This window comes from Rickettsia akari str. Hartford (assembly GCF_000018205.1).
GTDB lineage: Bacteria > Pseudomonadota > Alphaproteobacteria > Rickettsiales > Rickettsiaceae > Rickettsia > Rickettsia akari.
The window spans coordinates 1-16129 of record NC_009881.1; the positions used below are offsets into that span (position 1 = coordinate 1).

The following is a 16129-nucleotide window of genomic DNA, read 5'->3' on the forward strand; positions in this document are numbered from 1 at the left end:
ATGACAAAGCTAATTATTCACTTGGTTTCGGACTCTTCTGTGCAAACTGCAAAATATGCAGCAAATTCTGCTCTTGCACAATTTACTTCCGTAAAACCAAAATTATATCATTGGCCAATGATTAGAAATTTGGAATTGCTAAATGAAGTATTAAGTAAAATAGAATCTAAACACGGGATAGTATTATACACGATTGCTGATCAAGAACTTCGAAAAGCTTTAACAAAATTTTGCTATGAATTAAAAATTCCATGTATTTCCGTAATAGGTAAAATTATTAAAGAAATGTCTGTTTTTTCATGTATTGAAATAGAAAAAGAACAGAATTACAATTATAAATTCGATAAAACTTATTTTGACACGCTCAATGCTATAGATTACGCCATAAGACATGATGATGGACAAATGCTTAATGAGTTGTCGGAGGCCGATATAATATTAATAGGTCCTTCTAGAACTTCTAAGACACCGACTTCCGTATTTTTAGCGTATAACGGTCTAAAAGCTGCAAATATTCCTTATGTTTATAATTGTCCATCTCCTGATTTTATAGAAAAAGACATAGATCAATTAGTAGTAGGGCTCGTAATTAATCCAAATAGATTAATAGAGATAAGAGAAGCTAGGTTAAATTTATTGCAAATTAACGACAATAAAAGCTATACAGATTTTAATATAGTACAAAAAGAGTGTCTAGAAGTCAGAAAAATTTGTGATCAAAAAAACTGGCCGGTGATTGATGTGTCAACTAGATCAATAGAGGAAACAGCAGCTTTAATAATGCGGATATATTATAATAGAAAAAATAAATATAATAAATAAAAAGATTTTCATTATTTACAAGTAGAGGTGAGTAATTTATAATCTCTTATATTACTTCGTCATTGCAAGGAAAAATTGAAAATTTTGACGAAGCAAAATGTGCTCTAGGTTATACCGTGGCTTGACCACGGTATCCAAAAAATGATTTATAGTATTAATTATTTTAATATGTTTATTGGATCCCGGGATCAAGTTGCTGGATTACAACAGAAAAGCATCATCACGCAACACATAGAGGATAAAATGGCAAATAACGTAACGGATAGCTCTTTTAAAAAGGAAGTATTAGAATCGGATTTACCGGTATTGGTTGATTTTTGGGCAGAATGGTGTGGACCGTGCAAAATGTTAACACCGATAATAGATGAAATCAGTAAAGAATTAAAAGGCAAAGTAAAAGTACTTAAAATGAATATTGATGAAAATCCTAACATTTCTTCAGAATACGGTATTCGTAGTATTCCAACGATAATGTTATTTAAAAACGGTGAACAAAAAGATACTAAAATAGGTTTGCAGCAAAAAAACTCTCTTTTAGATTGGATTAATAAATCTGTTTAATAGTTATGTCACTTAGCCATTCAAAAGTATTTATAGAAATAACAAATGGTTATGTAGAAGGTGTAGATACTCATAAAAGAGCTCAAGGTTTAAAGGCTTTTTTCTTGAAAAAAGGGGTTTGTCTTTCTCCAAATATACCTATATTAAACGATATTAACTTTTCTTGCCAAGAAGGAGAAAAAATAGCTTTTATAGGAAGTAACGGTTCCGGAAAAAGCTCTCTTTTGAAGCTAATCGCTGGAATATATCCGTTAAAATCTGGTACAGTTAAGGTTCATGGAGATATTGCTGCAATTATAGATATGGGAGTCGGTTTTGAGCCGGAACAAACTGGCCGTGAAAATATAAAAATGTTGATGCTATATAATAATATGTTAGATAAATATAGCAGAAAAATTGAAAATGAGATTATAGATTTTTCGGAACTAGGTAATAAAATCGACTTACCGATAAAAAATTATAGTTCAGGAATGTTATCACGACTTGCTTTTTCTGTATCAATATTTCAAAATCCCCAAATTCTATTACTTGATGAAATTTTTGCAGCAGGAGATAGCTGTTTTGTAGAGAAATCTATTAATTTAATGAAAAGTAAATTTAAAAATACCCCTATTTCAATAATAGTAAGTCATCAAGAAGAAATTATAAAAGATAATTGCGAGAGATGTATTTTATTGAAAGACGGAAATATTATAGGTGATGGTACACCATCGGAAATGTTTAAAATCTATAATCAACAACAAGGGAATTCATAAATGATAAGGTATTTTTTTTCTAAAAAATACTGGCGGGCAATAGCATTACTAGTTAAAGCTTCTATAATTAGGCAAAATAAGGATTCTTTTTTAGGTTCTTTATGGGGTTTGATTCAGCCTTTTATCCACATAATTGTAATTTCATATTTTTTCGGTTTTTTATTAAGACAACCGAGAGAATTTATGGTAATGAACTTAGTCGGCGGTATTCCTTTATGGAGTTTTATAGTAAGCAGCCTAACGATTTGTTCAAGTTCTTTAGTTACACGTGATCAAATAATAAAAAAAGTTAGAATTTCTAAGACTTTTTTTCCTGTTGCGGATAGTTTAGGGCAATTATATACTTTAATTTGTTCATTTTCGGCAATGTATTTTGCTTTTATTTTATTATTTCCAGAAAAATTTTCTTGGCAAATAGTATTTATGCCGATATTACTTTTGCCATTAATAATATGTGTGATTAGCGGTTCTATCGCAGTAGCATTTTTAACGCCGTATATTCGAGATATACCACAAATGTTGAGTGTTATTCTTGGAGTTATTTATTGGAGTATACCGATAGTTTATCCTTATTCACTAATTCCGGAATCTAAAAAAATATATTTTGAATTTAATCCGTTCTTCTTAGTTATAAGACCCGTACAAGCGTTGGTGATTGACGGAACATTACCGGATATGATGTTAATAGTTAAGTCCGTTATAGTCGCATTCATTACTGTTTGTATCAGTTATTTAATTTATAGACAATTTTCTAAAAAAGTTATTTATTATTTATGAAACTTGGTTTTAATCTAGATTTTAATGAATTAGATTTAACCGGACTTAAAAAATTAGATCAAATATTTTTAGATTATCTCTTTAAAGCCGATAAATCTCTGCATAAAGATTTAATGTTATTTAGATCAACTCCTCTCTATATTATTCCACAAGATTATTCCGAATTTTTGCTAAAAATTTCTCCTCAGTTAGACGATTTTTTAGCAGAGTTATTTTGTATTTCAAAAGAAATAACGATATCAAGACTGAAACATAAAGATTTTGATATTATTTATGAATGTAAAAGAAAATTTGTTCAGCGTGTTGCCATAAAAAAATATCCACCGGAAAAAATAAAAGATATTGATTTTGAAGATGTGTATTTAAAGCTAACTAATTTAATAGGTACGAATTTCACTTCTAGAGAATTTGCGAAGCAAATTATTATATGGCAACAGGATGAAGAGAATTTTGCAGAAGAATTAGACATAGCAACTAGGTATGCAGCGTGCAGGGTTTATGATCACTGTCATTCCTCTTCATTGTGCCATTCACGCGAAAGCTGGAATCTAGAAAAATTAAGTCTGGATCCACGTTTTCACAGGGATGACATAAGAAACGATGACATCCTATTCAACATCCACCAAAAACTAGATAAAGAAAATCTAATAGATGATAATAAAATATTAAGATATCAAAAAAATGAGAGAGTAGATTTTGACTATACAGATTCTTTTTTAAATCTAGATGAAGCATTAAACGATTCTCATTATTGTATTTATTGTCATAAGCAGGGTAAGGATTCTTGCTCCAAAGGGATAAGTGTCATTCCGCGACTTGATCACGGGATGATAACCGGTGGCTGCCCGTTAAAACAAAAAATTTCTGAAATGAATTATGTTAAAGCACAGGGTTTTAATCTAAGTGCTCTTGCAATCATTGTTATTGATAATCCGATGGTAGCGGCAACGGGTCATAGAATTTGTAATGATTGCTCTAAAGCTTGTATTTATCAAAAGCAAGATCCGGTAAATATTCCATTAATAGAAACAAATATTTTAGAAGAAACGCTTAAATTACCTTACGGTTTAGAGATATATCTACTTCTTACTCGTTGGAATCCGCTTAATATTTATGCACCTCTACCACAAGAATCTACTAATTATAATATTTTAGTTACCGGTCTTGGTCCTGCAGGTTTTAGCCTTAGCTATTATTTATTACGATCAGGTCACAATGTCACGGCTATTGACGGTCTTAAAATTACCCCTTTATCTTTTGATGTTTATAAGCCTATAAAATTTTGGCATGAATATAAAAATTTGTTATCGGAAAGAATACCGAGAGGATTTGGTGGGGTAGCAGAATATGGGATTACAGTTCGATGGGATAAAAACAATCTTGATATATTGCGGTTAATATTAGAGAGAAATAATAATTTCAAATATTATGACGGAGTAGCTTTAGATTTTAATATAACGAAAAAACAAGTTCTAGATTTAGGTTTTGACCATATAGCTTTTTGCATTGGAGCAGGTCAGCCGAAAGTCTTAGATATAGAAAATTTTGAAGCTAAAGGCGTAAAAACGGCTTCTGATTTCTTAATGACTTTGCAAAGCGGAGGGGCATTTTTGAAAAATTCTAATACTAATATGCTAATTAGGATGCCGATTGCGATAATAGGCGGTGGTCTTACTTCCTTAGATGCAGCAACGGAAAGTTTATATTACTATAAAAAGCAAGTAGAGGAATTTGCTAAATATTATATAGAAAAAGATTTAGAGGAAGAAGATAAAGAAATAGCTGAGGAATTTATTGCTCATGCAAGATTATTTAAAGAAGCTAAGAATAATGAAGAATTAAGAAAGGTTTTTAAAAAGATTGGAGGAGCTACTGTTTATTATCGTGGAAAACTACAAGATTCGCCAGCGTATAAATTAAATCACAAGGAGTTAATATATACATTAGCACTTGGTGTTGATTTTAAAGAAAATATGCAACCTTTAAGGATTAATGTTGATAAATACGGTCATGTGGAAGGGGTGGAATTCAGTGTTATCCAGTGGCTTGACCACAGGATCCATCAAGAAGCACATTGTAATAATGATTTTCTAGATCCCATGGTCAAGCCACTGGATGACACTGTGGTACTTAAAGCCAAAACCGTGATTATGGCAATCGGTATAGAAAATAACACTCAATTCGATGAAAATAAATATAGTTATTTCGGTGATTGTAATCCTCAATATTCGGGTAGTGTAGTGAAAGCTATTGCCAGTAGCAAAGAAGGGTATGATGCTATTAACAAAAGGCTTATAAATAATAATCCTAGCTTTAAAGGTAGTTACAAAGACTTTATAACGCAGCTTGATTATTTGCTCACTTCTAGGGTTAATAAAATAAATATTCTAGATGATAAAGCTTTTGAGTTGATAATTCACTCGCCGCTTGCTGCTAAAAATTTTAAGTTTGGACAGTTTTTTCGCTTACAAAATTATTCTGAAGATGCTTCTAAGTTAATAGAGCCGGTAGCCTTAAGCCCTGTAGATATTGATGTAGAAAAAGGTTTAATTAGATTTGTAATTTATGAAGTCGGTAATTCTACTAGCTTATGTAAAACATTATCCGAAAATGAGAAAGTAGTATTAATGGGACCGACAGGCTTGCCGCTAGAAATACCTCAAAATAAAAAAATAATTATTGTTGATTCTGAAGCCGGTAATATAGGCTTATTAAAAGTTCTAAAAGAAAATAATAATGAAGTTATATTTGTTACCTATCCTGATATAAAGAATCGTAAGTTAACTTCTGTAGATATAGTAATAATTAATGATTCACCTGAAGTAGCTGAAGAGTTACAAGAGTTAAAAATATTTGATGAGAATACGGAGCTAATAGTTAGCGTTAATGCATCGATGCAATGTATGATGAAAGGGATTTGCGGACAATGTATTCAAAAAGTCAAAGGAGAGCAGGAATATATTTTTGCATGTAGCAGGCATAATCAAAATGCAGAAATAGTGGATTTTAAGAGCTTGAAAACTCGTTTACGCCAAAATTCTTTACAAGAGAAAATGTTTCGTCATTGAGAGGAAAAACTGTAAGTTTTGACGAAGCAATCTAAAGTTACTTCTCAAAACGACAAAATGCTCTACTACTATCTTGATTAAGAAAATCGATAATTTGCATTACTATAGAATTATTTTTATATTTCTCGGCAACTTGTTTTATACGCTCAGCAAAATTACCTTCACCTGAGAAGATTTCTTTGATAGCTTTTAAAGCACTTAAAGACTCTGCTTTATCAAATCCTTTTCTATTCATACCGATTAGGTTTAAACCCTCAAGCACAGCACGTTTGCTACTTACAAGCCCAAACGGTATTACATCTGCTCCGACCGGTGATAGCCCGCCAATCATCGAATATTTGCCGATTTTAGCATATTGATGAACTGCCGATAATCCACCGATTATTGCATAATCACCTACCTCAATATGACCTGCTAGGCTTACGTAATTAGCAAATACTACGTTATTGCCGATTTTACAATCATGACCGATATGAACACCGACCATGAATAAATTATTATTTTCTATTCTTGTTATCATTCCGCCGCCTTGGCTTCCTGCTTGTACCGTAACATATTCTCTAATAGTATTATTAGAGCCGATTATCGTGCTTGATCGCTCATTAGTATATTTTAAGATTTGCGGAGGTTGACCGATTGATGCAAAAGGATATATTACGGTATTTTTGCCGATTTCGGTAATCCCTTCAATCACTACATGGGATTTTAGCTCGATATTATCATGAAGTACAACTTCAGGACCTATAACACACAATACGGTCCGATTTTTACGTTTTCACCGAGCTTTGCACCTTCTGCAATTATAGCTGTAGTATGGATGTTATTTGCCACTACTTTTTCCTATGATTTATCTTTAATCATTGCAGTAAACTTACTTTCTGCAGCCATTTCACCTTCAACCGTAACAGTACTTGAAAATTTCCATACGTTAGTTCTTTGCTGATCAATAACAGCGTGGATATGCATAGTATCCCCGGGCTGAACGATTCTACGAAATTTTGCATTTTCAATAGCCATCAAAAACACATCTTTATTTTTAGTAGAACCTAAAGATTTAGCAACTAATATAGCAGCAATTTGTGCCATAGCCTCAACCATTAGAACACCAGGCATAACAGGTCTTGTCGGAAAATGCCCTGTAAATTGCGGTTCGTTAACAGTAACGTTTTTAATACCTAATATTGATTTATTAAGGTCAATTTCAAGTACCCTATCTACCAGTAAAAATGGATAGCGATGAGGTATTAAATCCATGATTTCGGTAATATCTATGATCATTTATTTAGGTCTCTTCTTTAATGTAAATTTTCTATCATTGCGAGCGGGTATTATTGCGTGGAACGGTTTTTTCATCATTGCGAGAAGAATTACGCAGTAACTCGACGAAGCAACCCAGTTAAAAAATTCTGATTTAAAGAATTTTTTTATTATTTTCTAGATTGCCACGTCGGCTACGCATCATCGCAACGATGACTCAGTATTTTTTCAATAGCAAACTACTTTTTTAATTTGCTATTAGATGTCTTGACTAATTGTTTCATAATAACAGATTGTCTATGCCAGTCCATAATAGGAACTGCAGGGCTACCACCAACAATTTTACATGCTTCTATATTTTGTAGGACACCGCCTTGTGCCGCCACCTGTACCCCGTCGCATATATTTAGATGTCCAGCGATGCCTACTTGTCCTCCAAGAGCACAATACTTACCGATCGTGCTACTTCCTGCTATACCTGCCTGTGCTACGATAATAGAGCCTTTACCTATTTTTACGCCATGCCCGATTTGGACTAAATTATCTATGCGGCATAAATCTTCTATAATAGTATCTTGAAGCGAACCTCTATCAATAGTAGTATTGCTACCAATTTCAACATTATTGCCGATTTTAACTACTCCTATATGAAATATTTTATGATGTACGCCTTTTTCGGTAGAAAACCCAAACCCCTCTTGTCCAATTTTTGCCCCTGCGAGTATTAAGGCGTCGTCGCCTATAATTGCATAATTTATTGAAACGTGTTGCTCTATTCTAGCATTTTTGCCGATATTTACGCCTCTACCTATAAAACTTCCGGATTCTATAATACTATCATCACCTATAATAACATCGTCTTCAATAACTACATTATGACCTATATAACAATTTTTTCCGATAGTTGCCGAATCTGCAACAATAGCGGATTTCATTATTTTAGCATGGTATGATTTAATAGGAGCATAGAAAAAATCTATTAATTTGCCGTAAGCAAAATATGAATTCTCAGCACGTATTAAAACAGTATTTGGATTTGCTTCTCCAGTAAAATTTTTCGGCACTATACAAGCAGCAGCTTTAGTAGTTTTTAAAAATTCGGAGTATTTATGATTACTTAAAAAGCTAATGTCGTTTGAAGATGCTTCTTGTAGAATCTTAATATCATGAATAACTATATCTTCATGAACCTTAGGAGGTTCTATAATATCGTGTAAAAAATCTATAATTGCCATTAGTTTTCGTGGTCCTAGATTTTTATAAAAATTACTACTTACCATATTAAACTTTAAGCAAATTAATCATTAGCTACAGTATATAAGTGATAGTTTTATTATGCAACAAAATTTACAGGTTGCATAAAAGGTATTGCTAAGTAGAGAATGATATCGTCATTGCGAGGAGGCGTTGTTGCGTGGACCGGTAAAACCCACTGTGTCACCACGTAGCTTGAACACGGGGTCTATAAAAACAATAAAAAATACTAATAATTTTAGCATTTTTAACTGGATCCCGTGGTTAAGTCACGGGATGATAGAGGTAAAATTGACCAACGCAACTATTAGTAGTGTAGTTTATAAAAGTCACAAATATTAATTTACGTTTTATTAAGAAGAATTAAATTAATATATTCTATTTTAGTACAAATTATTATCAATTTTTACAAAATATTCATAATCTAATTTTTCTTAATAAAGCCTAAATTATATTAACTAAATCAAGGTATTGAAAATGTTAGAAATAAATAACTTAGCCTTTGCAGGTGGTGGAGTAAAAGTCATAGCATATGCATGGGCTCTAAAGGTATTAAAAGACAAAGATTGTTTAAAAAATATCCAAAAAGTAGTTGGAGCTTCTGGTGGTGCAATAGCTGCTTTCTCAATAGTACTAGGATATCAATCGGAAAAAATTGAGGATATACTTAAGAAAATTAAATTTTTAGATCGTACTAGTAAATGGGACCAAGTGTATAATCTTGTATTCTATGGATGGTTAAATTCTGAGAAATATCTAGAAGAATTTTTAGGGCAATTATTAAAAGACAATGGATTTGACCCCGATATTACTTTTAAACAGCTACATGATAGTCAAAAAACAAATATAGATTTATATGTAGTGATACTAATCTCAGTACTCAATTTCCAGAAATTATATCTTATAAAAATGCTCCTGATGAGAAAGTCATAAAATTGATATCAACTTGTGAAGTATCGAATACTAATGTATAAATTTCCATGTATCAATATGATTTGCATGTTTCTCATACTAATACATAGTGTACGATAATCATCGTACTTAATGTTAGTTATTTCAAACTTAGTATTTGGCAATACTACTATTTCCTTTTCTCCATCGTGTAATATAGCAGAGATATAAGCTACCTACTAGAGGGGAATTCATTTCAATTTCATATTAATTTGATTCGGTTTTAATTCACCTGAAATATGATTATTAATAATACTATGCTCAGAAGTTGTAGACATAAACCGCTCCGTATAATATTCATTTCCTATGTTAAATATACCCACCTCTGATTTTTCTCTTGTTTCTCCACGCCAAGTAGTAAGCTTTTAAACTTGCCTTTGACTCATTTGGTATTGATCATTAATTAGTATTATTAAAGCACATTGCATTTCATAAGATTCTTTTGTTTTATCATACAACATCATATATACGGTTTCTTTGAAATCTTTACAATGCAAAATTCTCTAAAAGTTATACTGTTATTATCATCTAATTCTGCTTCATTGTAAGCATCGACATATTCCTCAAGCTCGACTCCATATTGTTCTTTTAATTCTTCCAGCTCATTTTAGAAGTAGATTGCTTCAATATCTCTGCTGCTGTTTCGTAATCTATTGCATCGTCATTATACATAATGCTTTACACCTCAGTTCATTAGATTTTATTATATCTAACTTACTTATTTATCAAAGTTAGAAGGATATTTATAATAAAGTAATAGACTAGACTCAAGAAAAATTAATTAACATTATGAATTATGCAATAATTTAGTTTTCGTACGCAGAGCTTAATCAATTATCTTTATCCTTAGCTCTTCCTTTTCTCTACCTATTTTCACGATATTACCGCTACTTATTTCGCCTGCTAAAATCATCTTGGCTAAATTATTTTGTATTTCCCTCTGGATAAGGCGTTTTAAGGGTCTTGCTCCAAAACTTCGATCATAGCCTTTTTCGGCTAAATAATTTAAAGCAGATTCATCAAATTCAAGAATAATATTTTGTTGTAGCAAAATTTTTTTTAAGCTTCCAAGCTGTATCTTAACTATATCATGAATATCATTATGATTTAGCCGATGGAATAATATAATTTCATCTAACCTATTAAGAAACTCCGGCTTAAATACTTCTTTTACATATTCCATAACCTCATCTTTTACTTTATATGTATCTTCGTCCTCTTTCTGATTAATGAGTATCTCAGCACCTAAATTAGAAGTTAAAACTATAATAGTATTTTTAAAATCAACTGTGATACCCTGACTATCGGTTAATCTTCCTTCATCAAGTATTTGCAGCATAATATTAAATATATCGTGGTGGGCTTTTTCAACCTCATCAAATAATATTACCTGATATGGGCGGCGTCTTACTGCCTCTGTTAGCACTCCACCTTGATCATATCCTATATAGCCTGGAGGAGCTCCTATCAGACGAGAAATAGCGTGCTTCTCCATATATTCCGACATATCTATACGAAGTATCGCGTTACGGTCATCAAAAAGAAAACCGGCTAAGGCTTTGGTAAGCTCAGTTTTACCAACTCCTGTCTGTCCTAAGAATAAAAATGAACCAAGAGGGCGGTTAATATCCTGAATACCTGCACGTGATCTTCTAACTGCATCACTGACCCCTTTAATTGCTTCATCTTGTCCTATGACCGATTCACGTAGTTTCTTCTCCATCACAAGTAGACGCTCACGCTCACTTGATAGCATCGTATCAATTGGAATACCAGTGATACGAGAGATAATACTTGCTATATCGCTTTCCGATACAATTTCTTTTAATAGCCCTTTATTATCCATACTTTCGGCTTCCTGAATCTTTTTCATAATCTCAGGTATAATTCCATATTTTAGCTCACTAGCTTTAGCGAGATTAGAGTCACGCTCGGCACGCTCTAGATTGATTCTTGCTCGTTCTAACTCTTCTTTAAGTTTTTGGGCTTGCTGTAGTTTAGACTTTTCTGCATGCCATTTAGCGTTCATATCATATGATTTAGATTCTAATTTTTCGAGTTCCTCGGTTAAATGTGTAATTTTCTTTTTAGAATGCTCGTCATTTTCTTTTTTAAGTGCTGCAAGCTCAATTTTTATCTGAATAATACGGCGATCTAGCTCGTCCAGCTCTTCAGGCTTACTTGACAATTCTATTTTCATACGGCTACAAGCTTCATCAATCAAATCGATAGCTTTATCAGGTAAATAACGATCGGTAATATAACGGTTTGATAACGTCGCTGCTGAAACTATCGCACTATCGGAAATTCGCACTGCATGATGCAGCTCGTATTTTTCTTTAATGCCTCTAAGTATTGATATAGTATCCTCAACCGTCGGCTCACTCACGTAAACAGGCTGGAAACGGCGAGCAAGTGCTGCATCTTTCTCGATATATTTACGATATTCGTCTAGAGTAGTAGCACCGATACAGTGCAGCTCACCACGAGCAAGCATTGGCTTTAGTAAATTCGAGGCATCCATAGCACCGTCGGTTTTTCCCGTACCGACTAATAGATGCAATTCATCGATAAATAAAATAATTTCACCGCTTGAGTCTTTGATTTCACTAAGTACTGCTTTAAGACGCTCCTCAAATTCACCTCGATATTTAGCACCTGCTATTAATGCTCCAATATCAAGCTCAATAATACGGCAATTCATAAGCGACTCAGGTACGTCCTTACTAAATATACGTTGTGCAAGCCCCTCTATTATAGCAGTTTTACCGACTCCGGGCTCGCCGATCAATACAGGGTTATTTTTCATACGTCGTGATAGTACCTGCACTGTTCTTCTTATTTCTTCATCACGTCCGATTATCGGGTCAAGCTTACCGCTTTCGGCAAGCTCTGTCACATCTCTGCCATATTTCTTTAGAGCATCGTAACTATTTTCTGCTGATTCGGTATCTGCTTTTTTGCCTTTACGAAGCTGTAAAATAACTGCTGCTAATTTTTTACTATTAATTCCATTATTCGTTAAAATTTTACCGGCTATAGTATTATCATAAGTTAATGCTTCAAATATACGCTCTATGGTTACAAAGCTATCCCCACTGTCTTTAGCAATGTTACTAGCTTTTTCTAAAACTTTAAGAGCTTCAGCAGAAGAATAAACTTGTCCCACTCCCTCAACCTGAACTTTTGGGATTTTATTTAGTGCTAGCTGCACTTGATCTTCTAATAAGTTTATATTACCGCCGGTATTATTAATAATGGTTCGAATTATACCTGTTTCTTCACTTAAAAGACTAGATAATAAATGCAAAGATAATATTTGCTGATGATCGTTTTTAGCAGCAATCGATTGGCTACGAGCTATCACTGATTTAGCATGTGCAGTAAATTTATCAATATTCATATAAATAACATATTTTGATTAATAAAGTTAAATATTTTTAACTAGACTATTTTCATATAATAATTTTTAATTAAAATAACAAGAGATGAACAAATACATATAGTTTTATAATGCTTTCATCATTAAAAAACAATTTGATAACGATAAGGCGTTTTTATTAAATCATACACAAGAATTTTTAACTATATCCGGAGTAGGCGTTCATTTAGACACAAATAGATCTAAAATTGAAGCAGCTGTTGAAAAAGGAAGCTTTACCGAGGCATTACATGTTTTAGAAATTTTACGTCATAAGAAAACCGGTATAAAGCTTACTAAAATTTAAGGAAAAAATGGCGACACTTCAATATTCATACATGACGGTCGTAACAATCCTAATGAAAAAATTGTTTTAGGCACTGAAACTTTTGAAATGCAATATTTAAACGCTATCAGAGGAGCTATAAACATAGCAAAAACTGAAAATCAACCTGGGCTTGTGCTGAAATTAAATAAAGAAGCAGTAAAATTTATTAATAGTTTTAATGCTTTGAATATGGAAAAATCACAAGCAAATATCTCAAAAAATATGAAAGCTGAAATTGACAAGGTTGCTGAATTGCTAGGAAAAAATGGTATTAACAATGTTTGTAAATAAATGTTGCTAAATATTTTCAAAATTTCAATGATGATGGAAAAGAGCATATTGTAGTCGAAGCGGAAGTAGCTTTTAAAGGCTTAACAGAAGAACAAAAGTAAGAATATCAAAATAGAGAAAGTAAAAACTGGTATCAATAAACAAAATTAGAGAGCTTTGTTATTACTTTAGTATTGCCATTGAAGAAGTAATAACAAAGCTCTCTAATTTTGTTTATTGTTTTAAAATGTAATACCTGAATGGGAGAGGAAGCGTGTTGATCAGTACGTAGATACAATTCAAAACGGTAAGCATGTTATCCAAATCCAGTTACGACAAATTGTTGGCATGAAAAATGCCTTTGAGAAAATTTGGGAAATAACTGATAGAGATGGTAAAAATTTTGAAACATTGCTTACATCTAAACATTCAGGTACATTAGCCTTGATTTCAAATGATATAGATTCTAGACAAAAAATTACAGACTTAAATGCACGCCAATCCCAAGAATTGCTTGAAGACGGCGTTACTATTCATACTAATACATTAAACTCAGGTCCTATAGGAGCTGGCAATGATCCAACAATTGTTGATCAGACAAAAGCAGCTATGGAAAATATCGGGTGGAAAAATACTAATACTCCTCTTAATTTTATTTAGGCTTATAGGAGTAATAAATAATTTTTCAGGAGTGAGGGATATTTTAAACAAAATCGCAGAAAATTTACCAACTGAAAAAGGAAGTGATGAATTAAAAGCACATATTAAACCTAGAAGCAAATTTGAACGTTTTTTTTAGTATAAATAAACCTAAAGAAGATGCAGCAGAAATAATTAACAATGCAAATTTAACGGATCAGGAAAAAGAAATATTAAAAAAAAGCTGTAACATTAAGAGAAAATATTGAGCAAGCAGGTAGTATTTATGAAGGCGGTGCAACAATAGGTTTTACGGCACTAAAAAAGAAAATAAAAAAGCCATTCCAAAAAGTAGAAAAGAAACACTTTCTGGTATAATGGAGGTAACGGCTAAAACAAATAAAATGGAAGATAAAAAAATGGATGCAAAGATAGATGCAGAATATGAAAAAAATCATCATAAAGAACCTACAATGATACGCAGTGATAAGAAAGTTGTTAAACCGTTAACTAAATCTGTGTCACAGCTTAAACCAAGTATAACCCCACCGGTTAAATCTAATAAAAGTCACAATATAGGTATGGAGAAATAATGTCAGAAATTGCAATTGTAACAGGCGGTACTAGAGGAATAGGTAAAGCTACCGCTTTAAAATTAAAAAATAATGGTATTACGGTAGTTGCTAATTTTTTCAGTAATTACGATGCTGCTAAAGAGATGGAAGAAAAATACGGTATCAAAACTAAACGCTGGAATGTTGCGGATTTTGAAGAATGCAGGCAAGCAGTAAAGGAAATTGAAGAGGAATTTAAAAAACCGGTAAGTATTCTTGTTAACAATGCCGGTATTACCAAAGATACAATGCTACATAGAATGATTCATCAAGATTGGCATGAGGTCATTAACGTTAATCTCAATTCTTGCTTTAATATGTCTAGCAGCGTAATTGAGCAGATGCGAAACCAAGATTACGGTCGTATAGTAAATATCAGTTCAATTAATGCTCAAACAGGACAAATCGGACAGACTAATTATTCTGCCGCTAAAGCCGGAATCATCGGTTTTACTAAGGCTCTTGCACGTGAAACTGCTTCTAAAAATATCACTGTTAACTGTATAGCTCCAGGATATATTGCAACCGAAATGGTAGGAGCAGTACCTGAAGACGTGCTTGCTAAAATCGTTAATAGTATCCCCAAAAAAAGACTAGGACAGCCTGAAGAAATAGCTAGAGCCGTAGCATTTTTAGTTGATGAAAATGCCGGCTTTATAACAGGCGAGACTATTTCCATCAATGGCGGCCATAATATGATTTAAACAATTAACTAACTACTATAGAAGAGAGGAAATCATGGGATGATATAAAGAAAACTACTCCAGGTAATGTAGAATATGATTTATGGCAAATAGAAAAGCAATTAGCTGAATCTGAAATAATAACCGAGAAAGTAAAAACCGGACAATTAACAAGTATAAATATACATTACTTTTTATTTGATTTCTTAAAATCATATTTTTCGATGATTTCTTTATCAGGCATCAGAAGAGGAATTAAAGCTTTTTTTAATAAAGAATATTCTGAAGATACACTTACGATAGAAGAGCAAAGCTGCTTCTTCTTATTCTTGGCATATAAAATATTTAGATACTGCAATGAGGCATGCCTCAAATATTTTGGTGATAATGATAAATATAGAGAGCTGATAAAACAAGTTCTCAAGGATTATCATCATTTATTTTTGAGAGAAGAGGCAATGAATGTTTGTATTAAAAATGGAACTGATAGAAACAAAGCGTTAGATGCAATAGAGTTAGAGTCATCTGATAAATTTTTTGTAGATTGCTTTCAAAAAGTATTTCCTAATTTAAATCTAATTAAAGTTATGGTAAAACTTAAACCTAAACCGCAATTTAAACATGGGGCTGTGTTTAAATCTGACGCAATAGATGTATTATTTCTAGATATAGATGAAAATGGTGTTATAACGATAGTAGGTGATATTAAACAATAAATTTATTTAAAAA

The 16129-nt window shown here is 32.4% G+C and carries 15 protein-coding genes and 1 pseudogene; 12 read left to right on the forward strand and 4 right to left on the reverse strand.

Features of this window, described 5'->3' with window-relative positions; all coding sequences use genetic code 11:
* The 5 genes from A1C_RS00005 (at position 1) to A1C_RS00025 (ending at position 5983) form a co-directional block, all read left to right on the forward strand.
* Positions 1-822 (forward strand): pyruvate, water dikinase regulatory protein, encoded by an 822-nt coding sequence (locus A1C_RS00005; RefSeq protein WP_012013208.1) that lies wholly within the window; start codon positions 1-3, stop codon positions 820-822.
* Between the two features lie 231 nt (positions 823-1053).
* A complete protein-coding gene (trxA, locus tag A1C_RS00010; RefSeq protein WP_269479059.1) occupies positions 1054-1383 on the forward strand; it encodes a thioredoxin in 330 nt (109 codons plus the stop codon).
* 5 nt (positions 1384-1388) lie between these two features.
* A complete protein-coding gene (locus tag A1C_RS00015; RefSeq protein WP_012013210.1) occupies positions 1389-2138 on the forward strand; it encodes an ABC transporter ATP-binding protein in 750 nt (249 codons plus the stop codon).
* Positions 2139-2915, forward strand: a complete 777-nt coding sequence (locus A1C_RS00020; protein WP_012013211.1) for an ABC transporter permease — start codon at positions 2139-2141, stop codon at positions 2913-2915.
* Positions 2912-5983, forward strand: a complete 3072-nt coding sequence (locus A1C_RS00025) for an FAD-dependent oxidoreductase (RefSeq protein WP_012013212.1) — start codon at positions 2912-2914, stop codon at positions 5981-5983. Before A1C_RS00020 ends, A1C_RS00025 begins: the two co-directional genes overlap by 4 nt.
* A gap of 37 nt (positions 5984-6020) precedes the next feature.
* On the opposite strand, the pseudogene lpxA reads toward A1C_RS00025, so the two are convergent.
* The 3 genes and pseudogenes from lpxA to lpxD all read right to left on the reverse strand — a co-directional run bounded on the left by lpxA (position 6021) and on the right by lpxD (position 8520).
* Positions 6021-6814: pseudogene (gene lpxA, locus A1C_RS00030) on the reverse strand (acyl-ACP--UDP-N-acetylglucosamine O-acyltransferase).
* A 9-nt stretch (positions 6815-6823) separates the two neighbouring features.
* Positions 6824-7261, reverse strand: a complete 438-nt coding sequence (gene fabZ, locus A1C_RS00035; RefSeq protein ID WP_012013216.1) for a 3-hydroxyacyl-ACP dehydratase FabZ — start codon at positions 7259-7261, stop codon at positions 6824-6826.
* Between the two features lie 218 nt (positions 7262-7479).
* Positions 7480-8520: a UDP-3-O-(3-hydroxymyristoyl)glucosamine N-acyltransferase gene (gene lpxD, locus A1C_RS00040; protein WP_012013217.1), complete on the reverse strand. Its 1041-nt coding sequence runs from the start codon at positions 8518-8520 to the stop codon at positions 7480-7482.
* A gap of 451 nt (positions 8521-8971) precedes the next feature.
* On the opposite strand from lpxD, the gene A1C_RS06305 reads away from it, so the two are divergent.
* Complete coding sequence (locus A1C_RS06305) at positions 8972-9427, forward strand: patatin-like phospholipase family protein (protein ID WP_012013218.1); 456 nt, start codon at positions 8972-8974, stop codon at positions 9425-9427.
* 844 nt (positions 9428-10271) lie between these two features.
* On the opposite strand, the gene clpB is transcribed toward A1C_RS06305, so the two are convergent.
* A complete protein-coding gene (gene clpB / locus A1C_RS00050; protein WP_012013220.1) occupies positions 10272-12848 on the reverse strand; it encodes an ATP-dependent chaperone ClpB in 2577 nt (858 codons plus the stop codon).
* A gap of 412 nt (positions 12849-13260) precedes the next feature.
* On the opposite strand from clpB, the gene A1C_RS08275 reads away from it, so the two are divergent.
* The 6 genes from A1C_RS08275 to A1C_RS07945 all read left to right on the forward strand — a co-directional run bounded on the left by A1C_RS08275 (position 13261) and on the right by A1C_RS07945 (position 16116).
* The gene (locus A1C_RS08275; RefSeq protein WP_232279055.1) at positions 13261-13485 is read left to right on the forward strand and encodes a hypothetical protein; all 225 of its coding nucleotides are present in this window, start codon (positions 13261-13263) and stop codon (positions 13483-13485) included.
* 327 nt (positions 13486-13812) lie between these two features.
* Entirely contained in the window at positions 13813-14124 is a 312-nt protein-coding gene (locus tag A1C_RS06310) for a hypothetical protein (protein ID WP_232279056.1), read from the forward strand.
* A gap of 122 nt (positions 14125-14246) precedes the next feature.
* The gene (locus tag A1C_RS09035) at positions 14247-14372 is read left to right on the forward strand and encodes a hypothetical protein (RefSeq protein WP_012013222.1); all 126 of its coding nucleotides are present in this window, start codon (positions 14247-14249) and stop codon (positions 14370-14372) included.
* A 108-nt stretch (positions 14373-14480) separates the two neighbouring features.
* Positions 14481-14696, forward strand: a complete 216-nt coding sequence (locus A1C_RS00065; RefSeq protein ID WP_012013223.1) for a hypothetical protein — start codon at positions 14481-14483, stop codon at positions 14694-14696.
* Positions 14696-15421, forward strand: coding sequence for an SDR family oxidoreductase (locus tag A1C_RS00070; protein ID WP_012013224.1), 726 nt, complete (start codon positions 14696-14698; stop codon positions 15419-15421). Before A1C_RS00065 ends, A1C_RS00070 begins: the two co-directional genes overlap by 1 nt.
* 203 nt (positions 15422-15624) lie before the next feature.
* Positions 15625-16116, forward strand: a complete 492-nt coding sequence (locus tag A1C_RS07945) for a hypothetical protein (protein WP_012013225.1) — start codon at positions 15625-15627, stop codon at positions 16114-16116.
* The last annotated feature ends 13 nt before the right edge of the window (positions 16117-16129 follow it).

Bases quoted from the DNA above. Each gene is read 5' to 3' on its own strand.
- A1C_RS00025 (WP_012013212.1), top strand. From the start codon at position 2,912: ATGAAACTTGGTTTTAATCTAGATTTTAATGAATTAGATTTAACCGGA.
- A1C_RS00070 (WP_012013224.1), top strand. From the start codon at position 14,696: ATGTCAGAAATTGCAATTGTAACAGGCGGTACTAGAGGAATAGGTAAA.
- A1C_RS00020 (WP_012013211.1), top strand. From the start codon at position 2,139: ATGATAAGGTATTTTTTTTCTAAAAAATACTGGCGGGCAATAGCATTA.
- A1C_RS00005 (WP_012013208.1), top strand. From the start codon at position 1: ATGACAAAGCTAATTATTCACTTGGTTTCGGACTCTTCTGTGCAAACT.
- lpxD (WP_012013217.1), bottom strand. From the start codon at position 8,520: ATGGTAAGTAGTAATTTTTATAAAAATCTAGGACCACGAAAACTAATG.
- A1C_RS08275 (WP_232279055.1), top strand. From the start codon at position 13,261: ATGCAATATTTAAACGCTATCAGAGGAGCTATAAACATAGCAAAAACT.
- A1C_RS06310 (WP_232279056.1), top strand. From the start codon at position 13,813: ATGAAAAATGCCTTTGAGAAAATTTGGGAAATAACTGATAGAGATGGT.
- A1C_RS00065 (WP_012013223.1), top strand. From the start codon at position 14,481: ATGGAGGTAACGGCTAAAACAAATAAAATGGAAGATAAAAAAATGGAT.
- clpB (WP_012013220.1), bottom strand. From the start codon at position 12,848: ATGAATATTGATAAATTTACTGCACATGCTAAATCAGTGATAGCTCGT.
- A1C_RS00015 (WP_012013210.1), top strand. From the start codon at position 1,389: ATGTCACTTAGCCATTCAAAAGTATTTATAGAAATAACAAATGGTTAT.
- fabZ (WP_012013216.1), bottom strand. From the start codon at position 7,261: ATGATCATAGATATTACCGAAATCATGGATTTAATACCTCATCGCTAT.
- A1C_RS07945 (WP_012013225.1), top strand. From the start codon at position 15,625: ATGATTTCTTTATCAGGCATCAGAAGAGGAATTAAAGCTTTTTTTAAT.
- A1C_RS06305 (WP_012013218.1), top strand. From the start codon at position 8,972: ATGTTAGAAATAAATAACTTAGCCTTTGCAGGTGGTGGAGTAAAAGTC.